This window comes from Aggregatibacter segnis ATCC 33393, assembly GCF_000185305.1.
Classification (GTDB): domain Bacteria; phylum Pseudomonadota; class Gammaproteobacteria; order Enterobacterales; family Pasteurellaceae; genus Aggregatibacter; species Aggregatibacter segnis.
Genome location: NZ_GL622200.1, coordinates 1,739,707 through 1,765,938, shown reverse-complemented (window position 1 = coordinate 1,765,938; position 26,232 = coordinate 1,739,707). Strand labels below are relative to the sequence as shown.

Sequence of the window (26,232 nt, the reverse complement as noted above, 5' to 3'; positions counted from 1 at the left end):
TATCCCCATGTGAGAGTAGGTCACCGCCAAGCCTGATATGAACCCCTGATGTGAGAGCATCGGGGGTTTTTGCTTTTTACAGCATAGGAATTTTATGAGAAAAAGGCTACAATAACGCACTTATTTTAAATTCTAAGAGAAATTATGACTGCTTTAAATGTACTTATTTATCCAGAAGAACATCTGAAAGTTGTTTGCGATCCTGTGTTGAACGTAAATGATGATACCCGCAAAATTATTGATGATATGTTTGACACTATGTATCAAGAAGAAGGCATTGGTTTAGCCGCACCTCAGGTCGATATTTTACAGCGTATTATCACTATCGACATTGAAGGTGATAAACAAAATCAATTGGTATTGATTAACCCTGAAATTTTGGATGCCGAAGGTGAGACGGGCATTGAAGAAGGGTGTTTATCTATTCCGGGATTTCGCGCTTTAGTGCCTCGCAAAGAGAAAGTGACAGTAAAAGCCCTCGATCGTGATGGTAAAGAATTTACCTTAAAAGCCGATGGTTTACTGGCTATTTGTATTCAGCATGAAATTGATCATCTTAACGGTATTCTTTTTGTAGATTATCTTTCTCCGTTGAAACGTCAACGCATCAAAGAGAAGCTGATGAAAGTGAAAAAACAAATGGAAAAGCAAAAATAATTGTGAATCCTCCAGAAGTGCGGTAATTTTTAGCCGCACTTTTATTTATCTATGACGTAGAACATTATGAAACCACTCAATATTATCTTTGCCGGCACGCCGGACTTTGCTGCACAGCATTTACAAGCTTTACTCAATTCTTCCCATAACGTTATTGCCGTTTACACCCAGCCGGATAAACCTGCCGGGCGTGGTAAAAAATTGCAAGCCAGCCCTGTGAAACAGTTAGCCGAGCAACATCAGATTCCTGTCTATCAACCGAAATCCTTGCGGAAGCCTGAAGCACAATCAGAATTGTGTGCGTTGTATGCAGATGTCATGGTCGTAGTGGCTTACGGTTTGATTTTGCCTCAAGCCGTTTTGGATGCACCAACCTATGGTTGCTTAAATGTGCACGGTTCTTTGTTGCCGCGTTGGCGTGGTGCCGCACCGATTCAACGATCAATTTGGGCAGGTGATACACGGACCGGTGTCACGATTATGCAGATGGATGCCGGGTTGGACACAGGCGATATGTTGCACAAAGTGTATTGTGATATTTTGCCGACAGAAACGTCCACAAGCCTTTATAACAAACTGGCAGAGTTTGCGCCGTCGGCGTTAATTGATGTATTGGATAATTTAGGAACCGGTAAATTCACCGCGGAAAAACAAGATGACACCCAAAGTAATTATGCTGACAAACTTTCCAAAGAAGAAGCCAAGTTAAATTGGCAGCTATCGGCTGCGCAGTTGGAACGCAACATTCGCGCATTTAATCCTTGGCCAATGGCTTATTTGGAATTAATGGATGGACAGAATAATCCGCAAACGCTGAAAGTGTATCAAGCAACCGTGTTGCCCCATGTGAATAAAACACCGGGGACGATTTTAGCGGCTGATAAACAGGGTATCCAAATCGCGACAGCGGATGGCGTACTGAATTTATTGCAATTACAACCGGCGGGTAAGAAACCCATGTCGGCACAGGATCTATTAAACGGTCGTGCCGATTGGTTCCAAGTGGGTAAGGTGCTGGCCTAATGGAAAAACAATACTCATCTAAAAAAATACCGCCAAAAACAACCGCACTTTCTACGCGTGCAATGGCGGCGAAAGTGATTTTGCAAGTATTGGATGAAGGGAAATCCTTGTCTACGTTGATACCGGAAGCGCAATCTTCGGTGAAAGCGCAAGATTTACCTTTGTTGCAAGAAATTTGTTTCGGCATATGTCGCGTACTGCCTCGTTTGGAACAAATTATCAAACGCCTTGTGGATAAACCACTTAAAGGCAAAACGCGCATTGTGCATTGTTTGCTATTGGTCGGTTTATATCAGCTGCTTTATATGCGAATCCCTGCGCATGCTGCGGTAGATGAAGTCGTGAATGCAACGAAATCTTTAAAATCCGACAGTTTTCGTGGTTTGGTGAATGGGGTGCTGCGTCGATTTTTGCGTGAACAAGATGATATTCTTGCGATTGTGGATAAACATTGGCAAACGCTGCATCCTGATTGGTTTGTGAATAAACTGAAGAAGAGTTATCCGAACTGGCGCGAGATCATTGACGCCAATAATCAAAAGCCACCCATGTGGTTACGGGTGAATACGCAAAAAAACAGCTTGGAAACTTACCGCACTTTATTAGCAGCGCAGCAGACGGAAACACAGGTAACGTCTCATCCGCAGGCGCTGGGTTTAACTCAGCCGACCGCCGTGCAAAATTTACCGTTGTTTGCCGAAGGTGGTGTGACAGTTCAAGATCTTCATGCACAATGGGCGGCGTTATTATTACAGCCACAAAATCATGAGGTTATTTTAGATGCCTGTGCGGCACCGGGCGGCAAAACCACCCATATTTTAGAACTGGCGCCGCAGGCTGATGTGATGGCGTTGGATGTGGAAGAAAACCGTTTGCAGCGCGTGAAAGAAAATTTAGCACGGATGCAACAGCAGGCGACAGTCGTGTGCGGTGATGCGGCGAATCCACAAGCATGGCTAGACAAATTGGGCAAAAGTGCGGTGCGTTTTGACCGCATTTTATTAGATGCACCTTGTTCCGCCACCGGGGTAATTCGCCGTCATCCGGATATTAAATGGTTACGTAAAGAGGCTGATATCAAGCAGTTAGTCGCTTTGCAAGGGCAGATTTTGGATGCATTGTGGCATTATTTGAAACCGAATGGGGTATTGTTGTATGCAACCTGTTCTGTGCTTGCAGAAGAAAATAGTCAGCAGATTGAGCGCTTTTTGCAAAATACGCCTGATGCGCAATTGCTCCCGTTGGATTTACCGCCTGATGTACTTGAGCGTAATCAAAGTGCGGTTGGTTTTCAGTTTATTCCACAAATTGACGGTGGCGATGGTTTTTATTACGCGAAATTGGTGAAACGTCAGGGTTAACGTTAGCCATGGAGAGAATCAAATGAAGATAATTATTTTAGGCGCAGGACAAGTCGGTTCTACCTTGGCAGCCAATTTGGTCAGTGAAGACAATGATATTACTTTGGTTGACGATGAATCCTTGCGTTTGGAGCATTTACGCGATAAACACGATTTGCGCGTGATGCAAGGGTTAGCCTCTTCGCCAAAGATGTTGCGTGATGCCGGTGCGCCGGATGCGGATTTATTAATTGCGGTGACCAGTTCTGACGAAATTAACATGGTTGCCTGCCAAATTGCGTATACCTTGTTTAATACGCCAACTAAAATTGCCCGTATTCGTAATAGTGAATATTTGAAGGAAAAAGAGAAATTATTTTCTGACGAGGCGTTTCCTATTGATCACATTATTTCACCGGAAAATTTGGTGACGCAGGATATTGTTCGTTTAATTAGCTATCCCGGCGCATTACAAGTGGCGCATTTAGCGAAAGATAAGATCAGTTTGGTTGTGGTGAAAGCCTATTACGGCGGCCCCTTGGTTGGTTATTCGATTTCTACGCTGAAAGAACATTTACCGCATATTGATTGCCGTATTGTGTCGATTTTGCGCCAAGATAAAGTGATTCGCCCACAAGGCTCAACGATTATTGAAGCCGGTGATGAAATTACGTTTATTTGTGCCACCGTGCACATTAAAGCGGTAATGAGTGAGCTACAACGCCTCGAAAAACCCTATAAGCGCATTATGATTGTGGGTGGAGGAAATATCGCCACCGGTGTAGCGAAGTTGTTAGAAGAGCATTGCACCGTGAAACTCATTGAGCGTAATGCTGAACGGGCGTCGGTCCTTGCGGAAAAATTATCAAAAACGTTGGTGTTCAACGGAGATGCGTCCGATCAATCTTTGCTGTTTGAAGAGCACATTGAAAATATCGATGTATTCCTTTCCCTTTCAAGTGATGATGAAGCCAATATTATGTCGGCGTTATTGGCAAAACGGCTTGGCGCGAAAAAAGCTATGGTGTTGATCCAACGCATTGCGTATATCAATTTGATTCAAGGCGGTACCATTGATATTGCGATTTCTCCACAGCAAGCCACTATTTCTGCGTTGCTTGGGCATGTGCGTAAAGGGGATGTGGCAAATGTCGTTTCTTTACGTCATGGATTAGCGGAGGCGCTTGAAATTATCATTCATGGCGAAGAAAGTAGCTCTCATGTTATCGGTCGCATGGTTAATGAATTAAAAATGCCTACCGGTGCGGTGATTGGCGCTATCTTACGAGGCAATGATGTGTTGATTGGGGATTCAAGAACCGTTATTCAAGCAGGCGATCATGTTGTGGTGTATTTAAGTGAGAAAAAATATATTTCTGATGTGGAGAAATTATTCCAACCAACCGCATTTTTTATTTGAATAAAAATTGTTATTTCTGCGCAAACTCACTATAATGTGCGCCTTTTTTAACCAATCGGCAAATGTTTTGTCGTTGATTTTTTGACTTATCTTAGGAGAGCGTCTATGAGCTTTATTAAAGAATTTCGTGAATTTGCCATGCGTGGCAATGTTGTTGATATGGCAGTCGGTGTGATCATCGGTGGTGCATTCGGCAAAATCGTCAGTTCATTAGTGGCAGATGTTTTTATGCCGGTATTAGGTATTTTAACCGGTGGGATTGATTTTAAAGACCTTAAACTCACCTTAGCAGAAGCGGCTGGCGATATTCCGGCGGTGACATTAAATTATGGTGTCTTTATTCAAAATGTATTTGATTTTATCATCATTGCGTTTGCAATTTTTATGATGATTAAAGCATTGAACAAATTGAAGAAACCAGTCGAAGCAGTCAAAGAACCTAGCGCTGAAGAAAAATTATTGACTGAAATCCGCGATTTACTTAAAAAATAATTTTTATTAGATAAAATCTTCTCCTTGTGAGAAGATTTTTCTTTTTATTCCTGTATCATATCCGCACTTGTCCCTTCCCACTTTTTGCAAGGAAACATTATGAGTCATTTAGACGAATTAAAAGCTGAGACCCGCGAAATTATTACCGATTTGTTAAATGACGGTAGCGATCCGAATGCGTTGTATATTATTGAACATCATATTTCTCACCATAATTTTGATAAATTAGAAAAAATTGTTATGGATGCATTTAAAGCCGGCTATGAGGTTTCTGAGGCGGAAGAATTTGAAGAGGAAAATGGCAGCGTATTGTTCTGCTGCGATATTATCAGCGAAGTGGAGCTCAAACCTGAAATCATTGATGCCCAACAAAAAGAATTACTGCCGTTAGTAGAAAAATATCAAGGCAGTTATGACGGTTGGGGAACCTATTTTGAAGATCCGAATGCGGATGACGATGAATATGGTGATGACGGTGAATTTTTTGACGAAGACGATGACTTAGATGATGATGAGGATATCGTTAAACATTAAAAAACAATCTGAAAATCGACCGCACTTTTGTATATAGGAGACACTCATGAAATTAAAACATTTTGCTTTAGTACTTTTGCCTTTAAGCATGGCTTTGGCTGCCAATGCAGAAACAAAATCTGCTGATGAGACGGAAAAAAATGTGATTTCTTTTAGTACGGAAGTTACTAAGGACGTGGATTATGATGTCATGGAAGTGACGCTTTTCGTCAAAGAAGAAAATAAAAACTTAAAAGAATTAAATCAAACCATTAATCAGAAAGTGAATGCCGCGCTAGAGGTGCTTAAAAAACAAAGTGCGGTGGAAGTTAAGAAAAATACGCGTAGCACACAGGTGCGTTATGACAGCAAAGGTAAGCAGTCCGGATGGATTGAACGAGCCGATTTAGTGTTGGAAAGTAAGGATTTTGTGGTGTTGTCTCAAGTGATTTCCGACTTAAATGACACTTTCGCCATTACCGATGTTGTTCAGAAGCTATCAAAAGAAGCCGCTGTAAAATTTGAAGATGAAATGATTAAAAGCGCTTTAGCACAATTCCAGCACAAAGCGCAGTTGATCCAAACTTCACTGAATGCTAAAGGCTATGAGGTGGTAAATTTGAATCTGGATAGCCGAAATGAAATGCTATATTTTGACAGACGTATGATGCCAGTTGCCAAAATGAACTCTTTCTCTTCAGAGGCAGCTGATGAAGTGAATCTGGATAATAACGGTAAAGCGGAATTAAAAGCCTCAGTGAGTGCACAGATTAAGTTATTAAACTAATCCCTTTTTCCCGAATGAGATTTTTTATAAAATGACAACGCTTTTCTGCGGTTAAGATTGACGCAGAAATTCCCCTTTGAACAAATGAGGTAAACAATGAAAGTTGCAAAAAATGTGGTGGTAAGCATCGCTTATCAAGTTCGTACCGAAGATGGTGTATTGGTGGATGAAGCACCTGCGAATCAACCGTTACAATATTTACAAGGTCATAATAACCTTGTGATCGGTTTGGAAAATGCCTTAGAAGGCAAATCTGTGGGCGACAAATTTGAAGTTCGCGTGAAACCGGAAGAAGGTTACGGCGAATACAACGAAAATATGGTGCAACGCGTACCAAAAGATGTTTTTGTTGGCGTGGAAGATTTAGAAGTCGGTATGCGTTTCATTGCAGATACGGATATGGGGCCATTGCCGGTAGTGATTACTGAAGTGGGCGATACAGATGTTGTTGTTGATGGCAACCATATGTTAGCCGGTCAAGAATTACATTTCACCGTGGAAGTAGTGGATACCCGTGAGGCGACATTGGAAGAAATCGCACACGGTCATTTACACCAAGAAGGCGGTTGTTGTGGCGGCCACGACCATGATAGCGATGAAGAAGGTCATGGTTGCGGTTGTGGCGGCCATCATCACCACCACCATCATCACGACCACGATCATCAGCACGAAGGTTGCTGTGGCGGTCATGGTCACCATCATGATGACGATCATCACCATGGCGGTGGTTGCGGCTGTGGCGGCAAACACTAAAAATGTCCATAAAAAAGACCGCACTTCAATGCGGTCTTTTGTTTTTATGCTCGTTTATTTTGCGCTAGCCTTTTTCAAGACTTCGTACATTGCATCTTTCAAACGTAGTTTTTCCTTTTTCAACATTTCCACTTCATTGTGCGTACCCAATTCAATATTGGATTCGATGTTTTTAATACGTTGGTCTAGTTCATTATGTTTATCAAATAAATTTGCAAAATAAGCATCTTCAACTTTCAGTTTGGTAATTAGATCTCTAAATTCTGGAAACATAGTGGAAATACCTCATTATAAATTTTACATGGCATAACGGCAGTTATGCTGGCATTATCTTACCGAATTCGCAGCGAAATAAACGTGCGAGAGATCACAAAATGCATGTATCAAATTAACATTTCTATCACAAATGATGTGTTTGACGAATTTTGGTTAACAAGGCATCGCAACATTGATCGAGCAAGGCATAAGTTTGCTGAAAGTTCTTGGTGTACCAAGGATCCGGAATGTGATCGATGCCTAAATCAGGACAAAGTGCGGTGATTTGAAACTGTTTTTCCGGATGATGTCCAAATAGCTTTTCCAAATCCTGTAAATTTTCATTGTCCATGGCAATCAGATAATCAAAATCCGCCCAATCTTTTGACCGCACTTTACGGCTGACAAAATCATTCGACGCGATTTTATGTTGATCCAGTATGTCGGCCGTGCCACAGTGCATGCCTTCACCGTCGTGCCACCCGGAGGTGCCGGCGCTGGCAGTCAGGATTTTATGTTGCAAATGGGCTTGTTTGATTTTTTCCCGCATGACGTATTCTGCCATCGGGGAACGGCAAATATTGCCTAAACAGACGAAAAGGATGTTGATTGGTTGCATTTTTTTCTCTCTCAAAAGTCATAAAAAAAATCCTCATGGCGAGGATTTTTGTTGAAGGAATTAACAGGTTCCCCATAAATCGTATTCATCAGCATCCGTAATATGCACAGAAATCACGTCGCCAATATTGACCGCACTTTGGCTTTGATTGTCTACATACACCAAGCCATCAATTTCCGGCGCATCCGCCATGGAACGACCAATAATGCCTTCTTCATTGATGTCATCCACAATCACTTTTAACGTTTTGCCGATTTTTTGTTGTAAGCGAGCCGCGGAAATGGCTTGTTGGAGTTGCATGAAACGATGATAACGTTCTTCTTTCACGTCTTCCGGTACTTGATCCGGCATATCTGTCGCCGGCGCACCTTCTACCGGGCTGAATTTGAAACAGCCCACGCGGTCTAGCTGTGCTTCTTTCAAGAAATCCAACAGCATTTGGAAATCTTCTTCTGTTTCCCCCGGGAAACCAACGATAAAGGTGGAGCGTAAGGTTAATTCCGGGCAAATCTCACGCCATGTTTTAATGCGCTCTAAAGTGCGGTCGATTTTGCCGGGTCTTTTCATGGCTTTCAGAATTTTCGGGCTGGCGTGTTGCAACGGAATGTCCAAATAAGGCAACAGCTTGCCTTCCGCCATCAGTGGAATCAATTCGTCCACATGTGGATACGGATAAACATAGTGCAAGCGAACCCAAATGCCCAAATTGCCTAATTGGCGACACAAGCTGATTAAATTATTTTTAATCGGCATACCGTTCCAGAAGACGGTTTTATTTTGGTTTTCTTTGGTTTGGTCTAAGGCATAAGCGGAGGTGTCTTGGGACACGATTAACAGCTCTTTTACGCCGGCATCCACCAAACGTTTGGCTTCATCCAAAACTTGAGTAATCGGACGGCTATCCAAATCGCCCCGCATGGACGGGATAATACAGAACGTGCAACGATGGTCGCAGCCTTCGGATATTTTTAAATAGGCGTAATGTTTTGGTGTAAGTTTCACACCTTGTGCCGGCAGCAGGCTTTCATACGGATTATAAGCCGGTTTCGGTACGTATTTTTGTACCTGATTCATCACGGTTTCATAACTGTGCGGACCGCTGATTTCTAACACTTTTGGGTGAACTTGGCGAATTTGATCTTCTTTTGCGCCAAGGCAGCCGGTCACAATCACTTTACCGTTTTCTTCTAACGCTTCGCCAATGGCTTCCAAAGATTCTTGTACGGCGCTGTCAATAAAACCACAGGTATTCACGATCACTAAATCGGCATTTTCATAGCTTGGAATAATGTTATAACCGTTGGAACGTAATTCCGTCAGAATACGTTCTGAATCCACTAAATTTTTCGGACAGCCAAGGCTGACAAAGCCGATGTTTGGGGTAGAACTCATAAATTTTCTCAAAAAGTCTATCGCGGGTAATAAAAAAGGGGCTAATTCTACCTTTTTTTGTACAAAAAGGCGACAGTGAAATACCAATAAAAATCGGGTTTTCACGTTTTGCTTTCCGTGCAACGGCTTTTCATTTCAGCGGAATCCGCTATAATGTGTGCCGTTTTTTAGCCCTTAAAAAACATAACCTATTTTCATTCATAAGAGGAAAAATCATGGCAAAACAAAAACATGCCTTGCAGACACCGCCTCAAAATTCGCAAGGAACGATGACCTATCAGCATCAGCGCGGTGTGATTAAAGAGAATGCAATTCAAGCATTATTACACGATAAACTCTTTCGCCAACGTGTTGAACGAAATAAGAAAGGCAAAGGCAGCTATCAACGTCAAGCGAAACACGCAAATCGCTATTACGAAAAGCCCGATAATAAGATTTCTATGATAAGAGATTTTATTATCGGGCTTTTTTCTACTCGTAAAGTTTATGTAATGTATTGATATGAATGAGGTTATTATGACAGTGAAAACAGAAATTTTATTTAACAACACATGGAACGTCAGAATCAGCGATCCGGGCGAAGAAGGCGCGAAAAGCCACTTTTTTGAGACTATTTATGTGACCTTAGAAGCGCACATCAACGGCAATGAAACAAACTATACCTTTACCCGCAAAGTGGAAGACCAAATTAAAATCAAAAAAGACTTCACCGATTTGGATGAATTATTCATTTATTTAAGCGAGCAAATCTCTCCGGTGGCATTAGGACATTTGGGGATTAAAATTGGCAATTTAGGGCTTGCGAAAGATTAACCAATAAAAAATAAACCCGACGTAGAATCGGGTTTATTTTTGTCCGCTTACACGATCAAGTGCGGTTACAAAATCCAACGGATTTTTAACGGTGTTTTTATAAAATTGCTAACACACTTTCCGGCGGGCGTCCGATTTTGGCTTTATTGCCGTTTACCACAATCGGGCGTTCCAATAATTCAGAATGTTGTGCAATGGCATTGAGTAAATCCTGTGCTGTTAGGCTTGGATTATCTAACCCCAAGGTTTTATAGAGTTCAGCTTTGGTTCGCATCATTTGGCGAATATCCGTAATACCCAATTTATCCGCAATGCTTTGTAGCGTTTCAACATCGTAGTTGTGTTGTAAATACAGTTCGATGGTCGGTTGAATATGATGGCTTTCCAACAAGGCTAATGTTTCACGGCTTTTGGAACAACGAGGGTTGTGGTAGATAGTAATCGACATAGAAATTCCTCCTGCTTAATGTGTGCTTTGCATAGATTTTACCTTATAATCAGGCAGGTTTTATAGAGGAATCAAACATGATTGAGATGTTTAAAAGTTGGTATAACCGACGCTTCACTGATCCGCAAGCCATGGGATTGGCGGCGATTTTGCTGTTCGGTTTCGTGTCCATTTATTTTTTTAGCGACCTTATTGCGCCGTTGTTGGTGGCGATTGTGTTGGCCTATTTATTGGAATGGCCGGTACGCTTATTAAATGAAAAATTGAAGTGTCCCCGCTTAGTGGCTGCGATGTTGGTGCTAGGCAGTTTTATCAGCTTGGTTTTTGTCGTTGTATTAGTTTTGATTCCGAATTTATGGGCACAGTTAGCGAATTTATTAAGTGATTTACCTCACATGTTTAATCGCTTTAACGAGTGGTTTTTATCTTTGCCGGAACGCTATCCGGAACTGATTGATGCACAAACCGTGGAATCTATTTTCGGTACGGTAAAAGAGAAAATTCTCAGTTTGGGTGAATCGGCATTAAAACTCTCTCTGGCATCTATCATGAACTTGGTGACGCTTGGGATTTATGCTTTCTTGGTGCCGTTAATGGTGTTTTTCCTACTTAAAGATAAACGCCAGCTGATTGATGGCGTCAGCCGTTTCCTGCCACGTAATCGCACACTTGCTTCAAAAGTGTGGGTGGAAATGCAGCAGCAAATTGCCAATTATATTCGTGGGAAATTGCTCGAGATTTTAGTAGTGACCGCAGTTACTTACGCCATCTTCTTAACTTTCGGCTTGAATTATCCGTTGCTATTGGCTGTGGCGGTTGGGTTTTCCGTCTTGGTGCCTTACATTGGGGCGGTATTAGTCACCATTCCGGTCGTGTTAGTCGCGATTTTCCAATTTGGCGACACTCACACATTCTGGTATATTTTGATTGCTTTCGTCGTTTCCCAATTATTAGACGGAAATCTCCTTGTGCCGTTTTTATTTTCCGAAGTCGTCAACCTCCACCCGTTAATTATCATCATCGCCGTGTTGATTTTCGGCGGTTTATGGGGCTTCTGGGGCGTTTTCTTTGCCATTCCACTGGCAACCCTCGTGAAAGCGGTGGTCAATGCCTGGCCTTCCAATGAAACGCTTTAAAAGGGTGAGATTGTCACCGTAAAAACGTTAGAAAAAAAGACCGCACTTTGGGTTTAAAAGTGCGGTCTTTTTTCATGTTAAATTTTACTTCTTTTGATAGCACCAGCGTCTACGCTGGTGCTGTTTTCAATAGGTGCGTGCACCACGGAGGACGAACTGCTATTTCTAAATCTCTTGCCCTAGTTTCTCAGAAGCGCGTTTTCTAAAGGCATCAAGAGTCGATCTCACACTTTCCTCGTCATACATTTCAGATAAATCTAAAGATTCTCCATAGATTTGGTATTCAATTTCACCTGATTTATCTTGATAGTGAGTAACTGTTCCAAAGTCTGGGTATTCTATATTCCACCACACATCACTATACCAGTCCTTTTTTCTCTTATGCTTTTGGCATTGATAAATATAGATGTGGATCTCACTTTTACTGTCAATAGGGGATAGCTCTCCGTCGTTATCTTCATCAGAGGCTATGACTATACTAAAGGCTAAATCATTTGGCTTAATGTGATTTTGCCATTCTTCACCAGCTGGAATGCTACGAGTTTTATGCAGTAATAAGGTTAAGTTCATCATTGGTAAAAATCGCCAACCAATACCATCCTCAATATTATAAATTTTATAAAGGGAACGTGGATCGCAATAGTTTGGAATTGAGTGGTGATAATGTTCAATATCTAGTTCTTTTTTTATGAAGGTAATTAATTCAATAATTCTTTGTTGATAATCAGCTAGAAATCGATAGGCCTTTCTGACATCTTGTAGAATAAGGTTCATATCATTTTTGTTCATTAACATTCTCCTAGAAAAGAGGGAAATTTTTCATGTGTTAAATTAATGGGTTTTAATTGAACCCATGTGTTTTTTTGCTTAATTAATTGAGGGTATTCAGTATAAGTGATCTTTTGTTCTTTTAATTCGTTTAGCCATTGGTAAGGTTTATAACGAATATCATGCCAATTGTAAGCCTCCCTAATATCGCTAAGTAGTCTTTGTAGAGATTGAGCTTTGTCTTCTTTTATAGTTCGCTCTAAAGTCAAATAAATGTCTTGCCAGCTTTTAATATATAATTGATAAGTGATTTCAAGATTTCTAGCTTGTAGTATATCGTCTATTTGTTTCTTTAATTGTTTCTTGTTTTTGGCGCTATATTCATACATTCCACCAACAGTTAGTAAAATAGGATCGTTTATTTCATTGTTATAAGCAGCCTGAATTTCATTAGCAAGTTGATACGCATATTGTTGCTGGGTATTATCGTATCGTTTGGCTTCGACAATAATGGTTTGTTGCATTTGATTAAATAAGACGACATCGGGCTCGATTTTGGCGTTATTTATTTCCCAATATGGCCAGAATTCTATTTCGTATAAGTGACCAAAATCATAACCATTAAGAAGATTTTGAATAAATCGGTTAAATACTTCATCGGGTAAATAAGCTATTCTTTCAAAAACACTTGATGTCAAAATATCCTCGGCTCCTTGCGTTTCTCCTATTTTTAATCTGGTTCCGGCTAGTCCACTACCTGTCTTCTTCCCATGTAATATTGCTGACAGCATTTATTCTTCCTTATATAAAAAATTTACTGCATACAACGGCAAATTTACCCTCAATTAGGTTCTTTATAATCCACTATGGAAAACCTTTACGCAACCATACAAAATACTTTTTCTAATGAGAAAATGCCACTTTATTACTTTTTTCTAAGGAAAGTGAAATTCACTCAAAAAACGACCGCACTTTAAACTTAAAATTGCGGCCTTTTTTACGCTGAATTTTAATTAGGTTTACTTCCCAAACACACGATTTAACACCAATGCAATACCGTCTTCGTTATTCGTGGCGGTGACTTCTTTTGCCGCTTGTTTGATGGCATCGGGGGCGTTGCCCATGGCGATGCTAAGGCCGGCGTATTGCAACATATCCAAGTCGTTAAAATTGTCGCCGAAAGCGATAACTTGTTCGGCACTAATGCCCAAATGCTGTTCCATAAATTGAATGGCTTTTGCTTTGGTCGCGGCAGAGTTCATGATTTCTAAATATTCGTCTTTGGAGCGGTGAATACTTAAGTGTGGTAGGGCTTGTTTCAGTACGGGTTCTACCGTTTGGATTTCTTCGGCGCTGCCCATGACTAATATTTTGTGTACATCCGTGAGGTTGCCTTGCAGCAACTTGGCGCTTAAGCCCGTAATTTCGCTTTCTTGCTTGATCCAATTATTGTTCACATCATTACAAAACCAATCCAAACCGGCGTAGTAGCTGATGGAAAGGTGCGTAAAATCGGCTAAAAGCGCGTTGAGTTTTTGTAAGTCCTGGGGTTCTAAAGTCACGCTATAAAGTGCGGTCAGATTTTTATCTAAAATTAATGCGCCGCTGTAACAAATCATACCATGTTGTGCCCCAGAGTTGTTCTGTGTAAGGCGTAATGGCGTAAGGCGGACGGGCGGAAACAGGAATAAACGGAATGCCTTGTTTTAGCACATTCTTAATCGCTTCTTCCGTTTTTGGTGTGATCTGATGTTGGCTGTTGAGCAGTGTGCCGTCAAATGGAGAATGCTAAAATTATGATGATCAAGTGGTATGAGAAGTGTGTTTTTTTATACAAAAAAATATAAATGAAACGTGAATTAATAGGGTGAAATCTTAAGGAAATTTTGTGAAATTGTTGCGATTTCAGCAAAAAAAGAGCGGAGATTACTCCGCTTGATATAATCGATAACTCACTTGACCGCTGTCTTTTTGTTTTAATACATGCCAGTTTTCCGGTACGTTCGGTTCCTTGCCTTTTTCCGTTTCCACATAAATCAAGGCTTGCGGACGCAGCCAGTTGTTTTGCGCTAATAGAGCCATGGCTTGCTCGGCTAAATTAAAATGAAAGGGCGGATCGAGAAAGACCACATCAAAGTGCGGTTGATTTTGTGGCTGATTTAAAAAGTGCAAGCTGTTTTGATTGACGACTTGCGCGCGATCGGCACATTTTAAGGTTTGAATATTCTTGTTTAACTGCTGCGCCACGGCTTTTTCCAATTCCAGAAATGTCACCTTTGCCGCTTGGCGCGAAAGCGCTTCAAAGCCAAGAGAACCGCTACCGGCAAACCCGTCTAAGCATTCACTGTCAACGATATAAGGCATGAGCCAATTGAATAGGGTTTCTTTTACACGATCTCCGGTAGGGCGCAAGCCTTGGGATGGCAGCACCGGTAATTTTCGTCCGCGCCATAAGCCGGCGATAATGCGTACTTCGCCTTTCGTGCTTTGTTGTGTTGTTGCTTTTTTCATATAAATCGGCAGGAAAATGATGTGTTTTTTTGCTAGAATGAGCGGCATTTTATCAAGTTTAAACAAGAGTGGGCAATTTATGTCAGATGAAGAGAAAAAAGGCGGATTTTGGTCTTGGTTCGGATTAAGCAAAAATAAACAAGGAGAATCAACGGAACCGAAAGAACCGGAGTCAAAAGAACAGCTCCCTAATGAATCTGAAGTGCAAGAAACGGCAGAAAAAACGACCGCACTTTTAGATAAAACTGCGCGCGAAAATCCATCAACAGAAGAGACATTGATGGCGCAAGCGTCCACGCTTGTGCCTGAACTTCATGAAGCTCAATCTGAAATAACGCAATCGGAAGAAGATGGGGCACACGCTATGAAGCGTGCGCCATCGGTTGAACAAGCTTCTACTATGCCTGCGCCTGAAAGCCATGATGTTCAAGTAGAGATCTCTCAAGAGGAAAACCCAGCGGCACAAGCATCGACGCTTGTGCCATCAGATGAGTCAACTCAATCTATTGAAGAAACGCTGGAAAATTCAACCGCACTTTCTGAGAGCGAAGCAGACGTACAAGCCGAAAGAGCGGTGAATATTGAAGATGAATCTGTTGTTGAAGCGGAAGAATTCGAAGAAGAAAGCGCCGTTGCCGACATCGTAGAAACACAGGAAAAACCAAGCGAGGGTGGTTTTTTTAGCCGATTACTCAAAGGCTTGGTAAAAACCAAACAAAACATCGGGGCAGGCTTCCGCAGTTTCTTCCTCGGTAAAAAAATCGATGATGAATTGTTTGAAGAATTAGAAGAACAACTTCTCATTGCCGATATCGGCGTGCCGACTACCACAAAAATTATCAATAACTTAACGCAACATGCGACCCGTCAGCAGTTACAAAACGCAGATACCTTATACCAACAACTTAAATTGGAAATGGGCGAGATTTTAAAACCGGTGGCGCAACCATTACGCATTGATGGCAGCAAAAAGCCTTATGTGATTTTAATGGTGGGGGTGAATGGCGTAGGGAAAACCACTACCATCGGCAAACTGGCGCGTAAATTCCAAATGGAAGGCAAATCTGTCATGTTGGCGGCGGGTGATACTTTCCGAGCCGCCGCAGTAGAGCAGTTGCAAGTGTGGGGCGAGCGTAATCATATTCCGGTTGTGGCACAAAGCACCGGTTCCGATTCTGCATCGGTGATTTTTGATGCGATGCAATCGGCGGCAGCGCGCAATATTGATGTGCTTATTGCCGACACCGCCGGTCGTTTACAAAATAAAAATAACTTGATGGACGAGCTGAAGAAAATCGTGCGCGTGATGAAAAAATACGATGAAAGTGCACCGCATGAAATTATGCTCACCCTGGATGCGGGCACCGGTCAAAATGCCATTAGCCAAGCTAAGTTATTTAACGAAGCCGTTGGGCTTACCGGCATTAGCTTAACCAAATTGGATGGTACCGCCAAAGGCGGCGTGATTTTTGCTATCGCCGACCAGTTTAATTTGCCGATCCGCTATATCGGCGTAGGTGAAAAAATTGAAGATTTACGCGAATTTAACGCAGAAGAATTTATTGACGCTTTATTTGCTCATGAAGAGGAATAAAGTGCGGTTCAAAAATGACGTGTTTTTTAGAGAAGAAAAATGATTCGATTTGCAAATGTGAGTAAAGCGTATTTGGGCGGAAAACCGGCGCTGCAAGGGTTAAGCTTTCATTTACCGGTAGGCAGTATGACCTATTTGGTAGGGCATTCCGGTGCGGGGAAAAGTACCCTGCTGAAATTAATTATGGGCATGGAACGTGCCAATGGCGGGCAAATTTGGTTTAACGGTCACGATATTACCCGCTTATCTCGTCATGAAGTGCCATTTTTACGCCGCCAAATCGGCATGGTGCATCAAGACTATCGCTTATTGCCCGATCGTTCCGTCTTGGATAACGTGGCGCTGCCATTGATTATTGCCGGACAACATCCGAAAGATGCCAATAGCCGTGCGTTGGCAGCATTGGATCGTGTGGGATTGCGTGATCGTGCAAATCACTTGCCGGCACACTTGTCCGGTGGTGAACAACAACGCATTGATATCGCGCGTGCCGTGGTGCATAAACCGCAATTATTGTTGGCAGATGAACCTACCGGGAACTTAGATAGTGCACTCTCCTTAGAGATCTTCAATTTATTTGAAGAATTCAATCGTCTCGGTATGACGGTGTTAATCGCCACCCATGACATGGGCATCGTGCAACAAAAACCAAAACCTTGCTTGGTGCTTGAGCAAGGTTATTTACGCTAGGAGACAACATGAGTTTTCGTTTGAATTTCCCTTTTGGCGTGCAAAGTGTGTACGTGTTGCGTGCGGTGTTGGCGGACTTAATGAAACGTAAGTTTGCGACATTGTTAACCGTGTTGGTGATCGCCGTCTCTTTAACGATTCCGACCGTGAGCTATTTGCTTTGGAAAAATATTCATCACGCCACCACGCAGTTTTACCCCGAAAGTGAACTAACCGTATATTTACATAAAAACTTGTCGGAAGAGGATGCCAACTTGGTGGTGGAAAAAATCCGTCAGCAAGAAGGGGTTGAATCATTAAATTATATTTCTCGTCAGGAAAGTTTGAACGAGTTTCGCCATTGGTCTGGCTTTAGCGAAGAGTTGGACGTGTTGGATGATAATCCGTTGCCGGCGGTGGTAATGATTAAACCGACTAAAGCGTTTAACGAGTCGCAACAACGCAATGAATTACGGGAAAACTTGGACAAAATCAAAGGCGTGCAGGAAGTGCGTTTGGATAACGATTGGTTGGAAAAACTGACCGCCCTGACTTGGTTGGTGGCACATGTGGCCATTTTCTGTACTGTGCTGATGGCGGTGGCGGTTTTCTTGGTGATCGGTAACAGCATTCGCGCTGACGTTTACAGCAATCAATCGAATATTGAAGTGATGAAATTGCTTGGCGCCACTGATCAATTCATCCTGCGCCCGTTCCTTTACACCGGCATGATTTATGCCGCGCTCGGCGGTTTCTTCGCGTGTATTTTCAGTAGCCTCACCATTGGCTATTTCACCGGTGCGGTGAAATACGTGACTGATATCTTTGCCGTCAATTTCAACTTGAACGGCTTAGGATTGGTGGAATTCCTTTTCTTACTCGTGGTTTGCATCATTATGGGCTACATCGGCGCATGGTTATCGGCCACACGTTATATTCGCTTGTTGGATAAGAAAGGTTAGAGGATAAAAACACAAAAGAAAAAGACCGCACTTGATAAAAAGTGCGGTCTTTTTTGTTACAGTTTTTTAATGTTGGTGTGGTGTTGTATCAAAATGCGATTCATTGTTTCGTAATGCTTTAAAGGCTTGATAGACAACAGAGGCACCGCTTCGCAATATTAGTAGGCTTAAAATACTGCTGGCGACAAGGTCAACCCATTGCCAGTTTAGTAGCCATGCGCTTAATCCGGCGATAATTGCCACCAGAGAGCCAAACAGGTCAGCTAATACGTGTAAATAGGCGGCTTTGATGTTTAAGTTTTCATGATCGCCTTTCATCATTAGCCAAGCTACGAAAATGTTTACCAAGAGTCCAGTGATGGCAACACCTAGCATAGGCAACGCCAACATTGTCGTTGGGTATTGCCAACGTTCTGTCGCTTCCACCAAAATCCATATTGCCACCACAATCAGAGAAGTGCCATTTAACAGCGCGAACCTTTTTTGGTTTTGTGCATTTAAAAACAAAGCAATGAGGGCGAGGAGCAACGATAGGCTGTCATTTGCCATATGCCCGGCGTCAGCCATTAAGGCGAGGCTATTAAAATAATAGCCACCTAAAAACTCGATGATCATATAGCTGCTGATAATGACCAAACTGGTGCTTAAAATCTTTTTATTTGTTGGTGTATGAGCGTGTGAATGTTCGTGTTTGTGTTGATGTAGCATCTCGTTCCTTCCTTCCTTCCTTCCTTACTTACTTAATTTGTTTGAGTGCAGAACAGCTTAAAGCCCGTAGGGACTACGGGATCAAGTATTTTTTGTTAGAATGGTAAATATTTGGGGAGAGGAAGAAATGAAAGTCAATGAGCTGAGTAAACGTACCGGGATTCACTTAGAAACCATTCGTTACTATGAAAAACAAGGCGTCTTACCGGAACCAAAACGACAGGCTAACGGTTACCGATCGTATGACGAAGAAAGCATAACGCAGCTTATTTTTATTAAAAACTGCCGTACGCTAGGTTTTTCTTTAGAAGATATTAAACAACTCAATGCACTCAAATTTCACACTGCTAATCATTATTACGCTGACAAATTGGTGCTTAAGCAACTGACGCGGGTGGAAGAAAAAATTTCACAATTACAAGATATCAAAGCGTTTTTACAATCCATCGCCATTAAGGGAAAACATAGTAAGTCGGAATGCAAAGCCATAGCAGGGCTTCAGGCAAAAAGAAAGGAGACGGTTTAAATCATCTCCTAATAAAATATTACGCTTTGTTTTAGCTCATTTTTTGTTTCATAAACTCCCCCCTCCTTTCTCTCCATTTGCGAAAGTAAAGTGCGGTTAGTTTTGACTACGTTTTTAATTAAACAACATGAACGCCCAAGTTATCGCGACAATAACCAGGGCAACAAACACGGCGGCAGAACCTTGATCTTTGGCGCGGCCGGAGAGTTCGTGGCGTTCTGTACCAATGCGATCCACCACTGCTTCGATGGCGCTATTGAGCAGTTCTACCACCAAGACTAACAATACGCTGCCGATCATCAGTGCTTTTTCAACCGCATCATCACCAAGCCATAGGGCAAGTGGAATCATGAAAAGGCAGCAAAAAAGCTCGTGGCGAAAAGCAGTTTCATATTTGACCGCACTTTTTAAGCCTTGCATGGAATATTGAGTGGATTTGATTAAGTGGGTTAGCCCTGTCGTTTTGTCCATTAGGTTTTCCTTTGTTTATTGTTATTAGAGGCGTTTAGCTTCAATGACATCATCCAGTTTTTCCAAACGGGATAGAATCTTACTCAACATTTCCACGTTGTTGAGTTCAATTTGCATGTCGATGTTTGCCACTTGGCGTTTTGTATCCGTACGGGAAGACACGCCGAGTACGCTGATTTTGTCGTTTGCCAGCACGGTGGTGATGTCGCGTAATAAGCCGTTACGATCTGACGCCACAATGCGAATGTTGAGATGGAAGCCGTTAGAATAATTATCGCCCCAACGGGATTCGACTACACGTTCCGGGTGAACGCTTTGCAGCTCAAGGAATTGTTCGCAATCACAACGGTGAATAGAAATACCACGCCCCATGGTGATGTAGCCCACAATGCTGTCGCCCGGAATCGGTTGGCAACAACGTGCAATGTGGTGCATCAAGTTGCCGACGCCTTCGACGATAACGCAATCTTTACGTTCGGTTTTTTGTTGAGCGTTAGCTGCACTTTTGGTGCTGACGTGACGCAAGATTTCTTCATCCACTTCCTGTGCGGAAATTTTGATGAATTTGTTTTGCAGGAAGTTGATTAACGGCCCGATACGAATATCACCGCCGCCGATGCCCGCGTATAAATCATCGAGATTTTTTAGGTTGTAACGCGGCAAGGCTTGTTGTTCCACTTGTTTTAAGCTGATGCCCAAGCGGTTGATTTCACTTTCCAACAATTCTTTGCCGGCCGGAATGTTTTTGTCCCGATCCTGTTTTTTGAACCACGCGTGTATTTTTGCACGGGCTTTTGCCGTGTGGGTAAAGCCGAGATTCGGGTTAAGCCAGTCGCGGCTTGGGTTCGGGTTTTTCTGCGTGATGATATCCACCTGATCGCCCATTTGGAGCTGATAGGTGAACGGCACAATGCGTCCGCCCACTTTGGCGCCGATACAACGGTGACCAATTTCACTGTGAATGGCGTAGGCAAAATCCAGCGGCGTGGAGCCGGTTGGTAAATCCACGACTTCGCCTTTCGGTGTAAAGACATACACGCGATCATCGAACACTTGGCTGCGTAATTCCGCCATGACTTCACCGGAATCGGCAATATCGTCTTGCCACGCTAAGAGTTTGCGTAGCCAGGCGATTTTTTCTTCGTAGCCGTTACGACCGGCGCTGGCGCCTTCTTTGTATTTCCAGTGTGCCGCAACGCCCAACTCGGCATCATCGTGCATTTGTTGGGTACGAATTTGTACCTCGATCGGTTTGCCACCTTTACCCAACACTACGGTGTGAATAGATTGGTAGCCGTTCGGTTTTGGATTGGCAACATAATCGTCGAATTCTTTTGGCAGATGTTTGAAGTGGGTGTGTACAATGCCAAGTGCGGTGTAACAATCTTGCAATTTTTGCACGACGATGCGCACCGCGCGGACGTCATATAAGTCACTGAACTCTAAGTGCTTTTTCTGCATTTTTCGCCAAATGCTGTAAATGTGTTTCGGGCGACCATACACTTCGACTTGTGGGATATTTTCTTGTAAATAACCGGAAAGTTCGGAGACAAAATCGGCAATATATTGTTCGCGGTCAAGACGACGCTCTTTTAATAATTTGGCGATGGCGCGATATTGTTCCGGGTGCAGATAACGGAAACAGTAATCTTCCAGTTCCCATTTGAGCTGTCCGATGCCTAAGCGGTTGGCAAGCGGGGCGTAAATATTGGCACATTCTTTCGCGGCGAGGACGCGTTCTTCTTCTGTATAATTTTTTTCGGCATCACGCAAGAAAGCTATACGTTCCGCCAATTTGATAATCACACAGCGGAAATCATCTACCATGGCGAGCAACATTCGGCGCACGTTATCCACCTGTAAGCTGCTGGCAGAATGGGTGATGTTGAGTTGGCGGATATTGTCCATTTCGATAACACCGCGTACCAGTTTGCTGATATTCGCGCCGAAATCTTCTTCAATTTGGGCTAAATCCACTAGTTGATCGCGGACAATAGGGAAGAGCATGGCGGTGAACAAGCTATCGGCATCCATGTTTAAGCTGTTGAGGATTTCCACCATTTCCACGCCGAACGTCAGCAAATGGGCTTCTTCCTGCTGATGCTCGGCACGCAAGGTCATTTTCTGTTGCGAATAATGCCATGCCGTTATTAAGTTGGCTTTGACATTTTCCGCGACATTCAAATTAGCGCACCATTTTTCAATCTCAAAATCTTTAGGATTTAATAAATGAGATCCTCTCACAGCGACCATAACGAATCCTTATCTTTTTCGAAATAAACTTATCGACTCCAAATGACCGGTTTGCGGGAACATATCGATCATGGCGACTTTATCCAATTGGTAGCCTGCGTCACGCAAGATTTCCGTATCTCGCACGAGTGTTGCAGGATTGCAAGAAACATACAGAATGCTTTCAGCCTGTAACTGACAGAGTGCATTTAAAGCAAATGCCGCGCCTGTGCGTGGTGGGTCGAGCAAAATTTTATTGAAGGGTTGCTGCGCCCACGCTTGACTGATAAAGGGTTTATCCAAATCAGTCCGGTAAAATTGGACATTATGACAACCGTTTCGTTCGGCATTGGCGCGGGCTTTTTCCACCATCGCAGAAACACCTTCAATTCCTACCGCACTTTTTACTTTGCGACTTAGCGGTAAGGTGAAGTTGCCCATACCACAGAACAAATCTAACACATGATCCTGTGGATTAAGCTCCAACCAGTCTAACGCTGTTGCGATCATTTGACGGTTTAATTGTGCATTAATTTGAATGAAATCGCGAATATCAAATTGCAACGTGATGTCATCGCCCAAACGGTAATAAGGCTGTTCGCCATACCAATGTTCAATGCTGTCATGTTCTTGTACAAATAACATGAGTTGGTGTTGTTCGGCAAACCGTAATAATAAAGTGCGGTCGGTTTCACCGACGTTTTTTATATGGCGTAATAACATGGCGATGCCATTGTCTGCCGCAACAAGTTCAATATGCCCCAGCTGTTGTGGCATTGACCATTGCGAGAAAAGTGCGGTCAGTTTGGGCAATAAATCATTCAGCGGCTGTTCCAACACCAAACAATGTTCAATCGGAATAATTTGCTGTGAATTTTTACGCCGTAAGCCGATATTCAGTTTACGATTTTTACTGTCCAACAACACACTTAAGCGTACCCGACGGCGGTAATGCCAAGGTTCGCCTTGCAATAACGGCATGAAATGAATAGGCACCGGCTGTAAACGGGATAAGCGTTGAACCAATGCGGTTTGCTTGGCAGAACGTTGTAATTCAATAGGAATGTGTTGATTTTGGCATCCCCCGCATTGTTCAAAATAAACGCATGGCGGTGTTTGGCGCTGAGGACTTGGGCGTAAAATACGCTGCGCTACGCCTTGACCGTATTGGCGTTTTTCTTCCAATACGCGAACCTCTACGCTTTCTTGCGGCAACGCGTTTTCAATAAACCAGGTTTTGCCGTTGATTTTAGCCACACCTAAGCCTTGATAATCTAAATCAAGAATGTGTGCGGTGAAATTTGCGGTCTTTTTCTTTGGTTTGTTGTCGCTGTAAAGTAATGCCATGTTATTTTGAATATAAGCTGTGTTGGGTGAATAATTCTCGGCTTTTCAAGGGCTTGTCGCCTAAATACGGTTTTAATGCAATGCGCGTGAAGCGTTTGGCTGCCGATAATACAGAGGGTTCGTCAAATTGGGTTTGTTCAAAGGCCAATAATTCCCGCCCGTAAAAGGTTAAATTATCCTTGATTAAGGAAGCAATAAAGCCTTTTTCTTCGCGGTAACGATAGGTCATGTCCGCTTCCACGGCTTTACCGGAGCCGGCACAATGAGTGAAATCAATGCCATAGCCTAAGGTGCGCAAGAGTTGAAATTCAAAGGTGCGTAGCGCAGGCTCCACGTGAGTTTGTGATAAGGCTAATTGCGTTAAACATTGCAAATAGTGTTGGAACAATTGCGGATAGGCTGTTTCCGGTTCCAATACGCGGCAAATGAGTTCGTTTAAATAAAATCCGCTGTATAAGGCAACATTTTGTAAGGGTAAGGCAATGGCGGCAGGTTCTGCTTTGGTCAGGATTTTCAGGTCACCACGCCCGCTCCAACGTAGCAGGAGCGGTGTAAAGGGTTGTAGCACGCCTTTTAACATGGAGCGCTTTGCCCGTGCGCCTTTTGCCAATACGCTGATACGCCCGAAATCTTCGGTGAGTAAATCTACCAATAAACTGGTTTCGCTGTAAGATTTGCGATGTAGTACGAAACCGCGTTGCCAATTTTCGATGATGTCGCCCTTTCGTCGATAAAAAACCGGCATTTATTTTAGCAGATTTCCCACCGCACTTTGTGGGATTTTGTAGGCGATTTTAGAAGAAAAGGAAATGGAATATAACAGAATTGCTGCAAGGAGGATTTCGGAACAACAGGCAATAAAAAAGCAGGCTTTGACACCTGCTTTTTTGCTCAAATGTTCAATTAAGCTTTGGACATTGCCGCTACTTCTGCAGCGAAGTCGGTTTCCACTTTCTCGATACCTTCGCCCACTTCTAAGCGGATGAAGTTAGAGATGTCGGCACCTTTTTCTTTTAACAAATCGCCAACGGATTTAGACGGATCCATGACGAATGGTTGGCCAGTTAAAGAAACTTCACCGGTGAATTTCTTCATACGGCCTTCAACCATTTTTTCTGCGATTTCGCGTGGTTTACCGGATTGCATTGCGATATCCACTTGGATGTTACGTTCGTGTTCAACCACTTCAGCCGGAACGTCGCTTGGGTTAACGTAGTCTGGGCGGCTTGCTGCAACGTGCATTGCGATGTGTTTTAACAATTCATCGTCTGCACCTTTACCAGCCACTAATACACCGATTTTCGCGCCGTGTAGGTAAGAACCTACAACATCGCCTTCGATGTAAGCAACACGACGGATGGTCATGTTTTCACCGATTTTCGCCACTAATGCAGCACGTTTTTCTTCAAATTGTGCTTGAAGTTGTTCGATGGTTGCACCTTTGTTTGCTGCTGCGAAATCAGCCACTTCGTTGGCTAAACCTAAGAAGCCGGCATCTTTTGCTACGAAGTCAGTTTCGCAGTTCATTTCAACTAATACACCGAAACCATTTTGTACGCGAGCAAGGATAACACCTTCAGCTGCAACACGGCCTGCTTTTTTCGCCGCTTTTGCTTGACCAGATTTACGCATGTTGTCGATAGCTAATTCGATGTCGCCGTTTGCTTCAACTAATGCTTTTTTACATTCCATCATGCCTGCGCCGGTACGTTCACGCAGTTCTTTTACTAATGATGCTGTGATTTCAGCCATTTTAAAATCCTCTGTCGGTTAAAGTGCGGTGGAAAAAGACCACACTTTTAGCTCTAAAAAATACAGGGAGCTATTTAGCCCCCTGCTCATTAATTAATCGTCTGATTAATAAGGGCTTACGCCTTATCGCAATCGCCAGAATTATTCTGCGGCTTGCGCTAATTCTTCAGCAACCGCTTCTTCGTTACCACGACCTTCTTTGATCGCAGCAACAGCAGAAGAAAGATAAAGTTGAATTGCACGTGCTGCGTCATCGTTACCTGGGATAACGAAATCTACGCCGTCCGGGCTAGAGTTAGTATCAACGATAGCAAATACAGGAATACCTAAGTTGTTTGCTTCTTTCACTGCGATATGTTCGTGGTCTGCACCGATAACGAATAATGCATCCGGAAGACCGCCCATCTCTTTGATACCGCCAAGGCTTAATTCAAGTTTTTCCATCTCACGGGTACGCATTAACGCTTCTTTTTTGGTTAATTTGTCGAAAGTGCCGTCTTGAGATTGAGTTTCTAAATCTTTTAAACGTTTGATGGATTGACGAACTGTTTTCCAGTTGGTCAACATACCGCCTAACCAACGGTGGTTTACATAGTATTGTTGACAGTCTAATGCTGCTGCTTGCACTGCATCGGTTGCTGCGCGTTTGGTACCAACGAATAATACTTTACCGTTGTTGCTCGCAATGCGGGTTAACTCAGCTAATGCTGCGTTGAACATTGGAACGGTTTTTTCAAGGTTGATGATATGAACGCCGTTGCGTGGTCCGAAAATGAATGGTTTCATTTTTGGGTTCCAGTAACGAGTTTGGTGACCGAAGTGAACGCCTGCTTGAAGCATATCGCGCATAGAAACTTGTGCCATAATAATTTTCCTTTTGTTTGGGGTTTAGCCTCCACATATCCAGCCAATCGACCGTTTGGCACCCCGATTTAGCCTTTCTGATATGTGTGTGTTTTAGTAAATTGATTAAAAAATAAACGTTACTTTTAAACAGCAAAATAACGGCGTGCTTTATACCATAAAGTGCGGTGGGTTTCCAGC

Annotated in this window: 29 protein-coding genes and 1 pseudogene; 15 read left to right on the top strand and 15 right to left on the bottom strand. The window is 42.9% G+C overall.

What is annotated here, in order from left to right:
- Positions 1-144: 144 nt before the first annotated feature.
- The 8 genes from def (at position 145) to slyD (ending at position 6,985) form a co-directional block, all read left to right on the top strand.
- Entirely contained in the window at positions 145-657 is a 513-nt protein-coding gene (gene def, locus HMPREF9064_RS01190) for a peptide deformylase (RefSeq protein ID WP_006719518.1), read from the top strand.
- Positions 658-723: 66 nt separating this feature from the next.
- Complete coding sequence (fmt, locus tag HMPREF9064_RS01195) at positions 724-1,680, top strand: methionyl-tRNA formyltransferase (RefSeq protein ID WP_006719517.1); 957 nt, start codon at positions 724-726, stop codon at positions 1,678-1,680.
- Entirely contained in the window at positions 1,680-3,041 is a 1,362-nt protein-coding gene (gene rsmB, locus HMPREF9064_RS01200; RefSeq protein ID WP_006719515.1) for a 16S rRNA (cytosine(967)-C(5))-methyltransferase RsmB, read from the top strand. The genes fmt and rsmB overlap by 1 nt, the downstream gene beginning before the upstream one ends.
- 22 nt (positions 3,042-3,063) lie before the next feature.
- A complete protein-coding gene (gene trkA / locus HMPREF9064_RS01205; RefSeq protein ID WP_006719514.1) occupies positions 3,064-4,440 on the top strand; it encodes a Trk system potassium transporter TrkA in 1,377 nt (458 codons plus the stop codon).
- Positions 4,441-4,545: 105 nt separating this feature from the next.
- Positions 4,546-4,932, top strand: coding sequence for a large-conductance mechanosensitive channel protein MscL (gene mscL, locus HMPREF9064_RS01210; protein WP_006719513.1), 387 nt, complete (start codon positions 4,546-4,548; stop codon positions 4,930-4,932).
- A 99-nt stretch (positions 4,933-5,031) separates the two neighbouring features.
- Positions 5,032-5,466 (top strand): ribonuclease E inhibitor RraB, encoded by a 435-nt coding sequence (rraB, locus tag HMPREF9064_RS01215; RefSeq protein WP_006719512.1) that lies wholly within the window; start codon positions 5,032-5,034, stop codon positions 5,464-5,466.
- Between the two features lie 46 nt (positions 5,467-5,512).
- Complete coding sequence (locus HMPREF9064_RS01220; protein ID WP_006719511.1) at positions 5,513-6,232, top strand: SIMPL domain-containing protein; 720 nt, start codon at positions 5,513-5,515, stop codon at positions 6,230-6,232.
- Between the two features lie 96 nt (positions 6,233-6,328).
- Positions 6,329-6,985, top strand: coding sequence for a peptidylprolyl isomerase (gene slyD, locus HMPREF9064_RS01225; RefSeq protein WP_006719510.1), 657 nt, complete (start codon positions 6,329-6,331; stop codon positions 6,983-6,985).
- Between the two features lie 54 nt (positions 6,986-7,039).
- On the opposite strand, the gene HMPREF9064_RS01230 is transcribed toward slyD, so the two are convergent.
- The 3 genes from HMPREF9064_RS01230 to rimO all read right to left on the bottom strand — a co-directional run bounded on the left by HMPREF9064_RS01230 (position 7,040) and on the right by rimO (position 9,251).
- Positions 7,040-7,258 (bottom strand): YdcH family protein, encoded by a 219-nt coding sequence (locus HMPREF9064_RS01230; RefSeq protein ID WP_006719509.1) that lies wholly within the window; start codon positions 7,256-7,258, stop codon positions 7,040-7,042.
- A gap of 127 nt (positions 7,259-7,385) precedes the next feature.
- Positions 7,386-7,859: a low molecular weight protein-tyrosine-phosphatase gene (locus HMPREF9064_RS01235; protein ID WP_006719508.1), complete on the bottom strand. Its 474-nt coding sequence runs from the start codon at positions 7,857-7,859 to the stop codon at positions 7,386-7,388.
- Between the two features lie 60 nt (positions 7,860-7,919).
- On the bottom strand, positions 7,920-9,251 hold the full coding sequence (rimO, locus tag HMPREF9064_RS01240) for a 30S ribosomal protein S12 methylthiotransferase RimO (RefSeq protein WP_032998004.1): 1,332 nt from the start codon (positions 9,249-9,251) through the stop codon (positions 7,920-7,922).
- Between the two features lie 215 nt (positions 9,252-9,466).
- Between rimO and HMPREF9064_RS01245 the strand changes: the two genes are divergently transcribed.
- A complete protein-coding gene (locus HMPREF9064_RS01245; RefSeq protein ID WP_006719506.1) occupies positions 9,467-9,751 on the top strand; it encodes an alternative ribosome-rescue factor A in 285 nt (94 codons plus the stop codon).
- A 16-nt stretch (positions 9,752-9,767) separates the two neighbouring features.
- The gene (locus HMPREF9064_RS01250; protein ID WP_032998003.1) at positions 9,768-10,064 is read left to right on the top strand and encodes a DUF5377 family protein; all 297 of its coding nucleotides are present in this window, start codon (positions 9,768-9,770) and stop codon (positions 10,062-10,064) included.
- Between the two features lie 97 nt (positions 10,065-10,161).
- On the opposite strand, the gene arsC is transcribed toward HMPREF9064_RS01250, so the two are convergent.
- Positions 10,162-10,512 carry an arsenate reductase (glutaredoxin) gene (arsC, locus tag HMPREF9064_RS01255; RefSeq protein ID WP_006719503.1) on the bottom strand — a complete coding sequence of 117 codons (351 nt, stop codon included), beginning with the start codon at positions 10,510-10,512 and terminating at the stop codon, positions 10,162-10,164.
- 77 nt (positions 10,513-10,589) lie between these two features.
- Between arsC and HMPREF9064_RS01260 the strand changes: the two genes are divergently transcribed.
- Positions 10,590-11,648: an AI-2E family transporter gene (locus HMPREF9064_RS01260; protein WP_006719502.1), complete on the top strand. Its 1,059-nt coding sequence runs from the start codon at positions 10,590-10,592 to the stop codon at positions 11,646-11,648.
- 165 nt (positions 11,649-11,813) lie between these two features.
- On the opposite strand, the gene HMPREF9064_RS01265 is transcribed toward HMPREF9064_RS01260, so the two are convergent.
- The 4 genes and pseudogenes from HMPREF9064_RS01265 to rsmD form a co-directional block, all read right to left on the bottom strand.
- The gene (locus HMPREF9064_RS01265; RefSeq protein WP_032998002.1) at positions 11,814-12,437 is read right to left on the bottom strand and encodes a hypothetical protein; all 624 of its coding nucleotides are present in this window, start codon (positions 12,435-12,437) and stop codon (positions 11,814-11,816) included.
- Positions 12,437-13,207: a hypothetical protein gene (locus HMPREF9064_RS01270; protein WP_006719500.1), complete on the bottom strand. Its 771-nt coding sequence runs from the start codon at positions 13,205-13,207 to the stop codon at positions 12,437-12,439. The genes HMPREF9064_RS01265 and HMPREF9064_RS01270 overlap by 1 nt, the downstream gene beginning before the upstream one ends.
- Before the next feature lie 228 nt (positions 13,208-13,435).
- Positions 13,436-14,183: pseudogene (locus tag HMPREF9064_RS09655) on the bottom strand (Cof-type HAD-IIB family hydrolase).
- Between the two features lie 159 nt (positions 14,184-14,342).
- Complete coding sequence (gene rsmD / locus HMPREF9064_RS01275) at positions 14,343-14,927, bottom strand: 16S rRNA (guanine(966)-N(2))-methyltransferase RsmD (protein ID WP_032998204.1); 585 nt, start codon at positions 14,925-14,927, stop codon at positions 14,343-14,345.
- A gap of 79 nt (positions 14,928-15,006) precedes the next feature.
- Between rsmD and ftsY the strand changes: the two genes are divergently transcribed.
- Genes ftsY through ftsX form a run of 3 tightly spaced genes read left to right on the top strand, consistent with a single transcriptional unit; the run spans position 15,007 to position 18,152 of the window.
- Entirely contained in the window at positions 15,007-16,521 is a 1,515-nt protein-coding gene (ftsY, locus tag HMPREF9064_RS01280) for a signal recognition particle-docking protein FtsY (RefSeq protein ID WP_032998203.1), read from the top strand.
- Positions 16,522-16,560: 39 nt separating this feature from the next.
- Positions 16,561-17,211 (top strand): cell division ATP-binding protein FtsE, encoded by a 651-nt coding sequence (ftsE, locus tag HMPREF9064_RS01285; RefSeq protein ID WP_006719495.1) that lies wholly within the window; start codon positions 16,561-16,563, stop codon positions 17,209-17,211.
- Positions 17,212-17,219: 8 nt separating this feature from the next.
- Positions 17,220-18,152, top strand: coding sequence for a permease-like cell division protein FtsX (gene ftsX, locus HMPREF9064_RS01290; RefSeq protein WP_006719494.1), 933 nt, complete (start codon positions 17,220-17,222; stop codon positions 18,150-18,152).
- Positions 18,153-18,218: 66 nt separating this feature from the next.
- Here the strand turns inward: ftsX and HMPREF9064_RS01295 are convergent, their stop codons facing one another.
- A complete protein-coding gene (locus tag HMPREF9064_RS01295; RefSeq protein ID WP_006719493.1) occupies positions 18,219-18,860 on the bottom strand; it encodes a cation diffusion facilitator family transporter in 642 nt (213 codons plus the stop codon).
- A 127-nt stretch (positions 18,861-18,987) separates the two neighbouring features.
- Here HMPREF9064_RS01295 and HMPREF9064_RS01300 point away from each other — a divergent pair, with 127 nt between their 5' ends.
- A complete protein-coding gene (locus tag HMPREF9064_RS01300) occupies positions 18,988-19,386 on the top strand; it encodes a MerR family transcriptional regulator (protein WP_032998000.1) in 399 nt (132 codons plus the stop codon).
- Positions 19,387-19,500: 114 nt separating this feature from the next.
- Here HMPREF9064_RS01300 and HMPREF9064_RS01305 read toward each other — a convergent pair whose 3' ends face one another.
- The 6 genes from HMPREF9064_RS01305 to rpsB all read right to left on the bottom strand — a co-directional run bounded on the left by HMPREF9064_RS01305 (position 19,501) and on the right by rpsB (position 26,052).
- Positions 19,501-19,857: a diacylglycerol kinase gene (locus HMPREF9064_RS01305; RefSeq protein WP_006719487.1), complete on the bottom strand. Its 357-nt coding sequence runs from the start codon at positions 19,855-19,857 to the stop codon at positions 19,501-19,503.
- 24 nt (positions 19,858-19,881) lie between these two features.
- Positions 19,882-22,110 (bottom strand): GTP diphosphokinase, encoded by a 2,229-nt coding sequence (gene relA / locus HMPREF9064_RS01310; RefSeq protein WP_006719486.1) that lies wholly within the window; start codon positions 22,108-22,110, stop codon positions 19,882-19,884.
- Between the two features lie 9 nt (positions 22,111-22,119).
- Positions 22,120-23,436 (bottom strand): 23S rRNA (uracil(1939)-C(5))-methyltransferase RlmD, encoded by a 1,317-nt coding sequence (rlmD, locus tag HMPREF9064_RS01315; protein ID WP_006719485.1) that lies wholly within the window; start codon positions 23,434-23,436, stop codon positions 22,120-22,122.
- A 1-nt stretch (position 23,437) separates the two neighbouring features.
- Positions 23,438-24,181 (bottom strand): DNA repair protein RecO, encoded by a 744-nt coding sequence (gene recO, locus HMPREF9064_RS01320; protein ID WP_006719484.1) that lies wholly within the window; start codon positions 24,179-24,181, stop codon positions 23,438-23,440.
- 158 nt (positions 24,182-24,339) lie between these two features.
- The gene (gene tsf, locus HMPREF9064_RS01325; protein WP_006719481.1) at positions 24,340-25,188 is read right to left on the bottom strand and encodes a translation elongation factor Ts; all 849 of its coding nucleotides are present in this window, start codon (positions 25,186-25,188) and stop codon (positions 24,340-24,342) included.
- Between the two features lie 141 nt (positions 25,189-25,329).
- Complete coding sequence (gene rpsB / locus HMPREF9064_RS01330) at positions 25,330-26,052, bottom strand: 30S ribosomal protein S2 (RefSeq protein WP_006719480.1); 723 nt, start codon at positions 26,050-26,052, stop codon at positions 25,330-25,332.
- Positions 26,053-26,232: the final 180 nt, after the last annotated feature.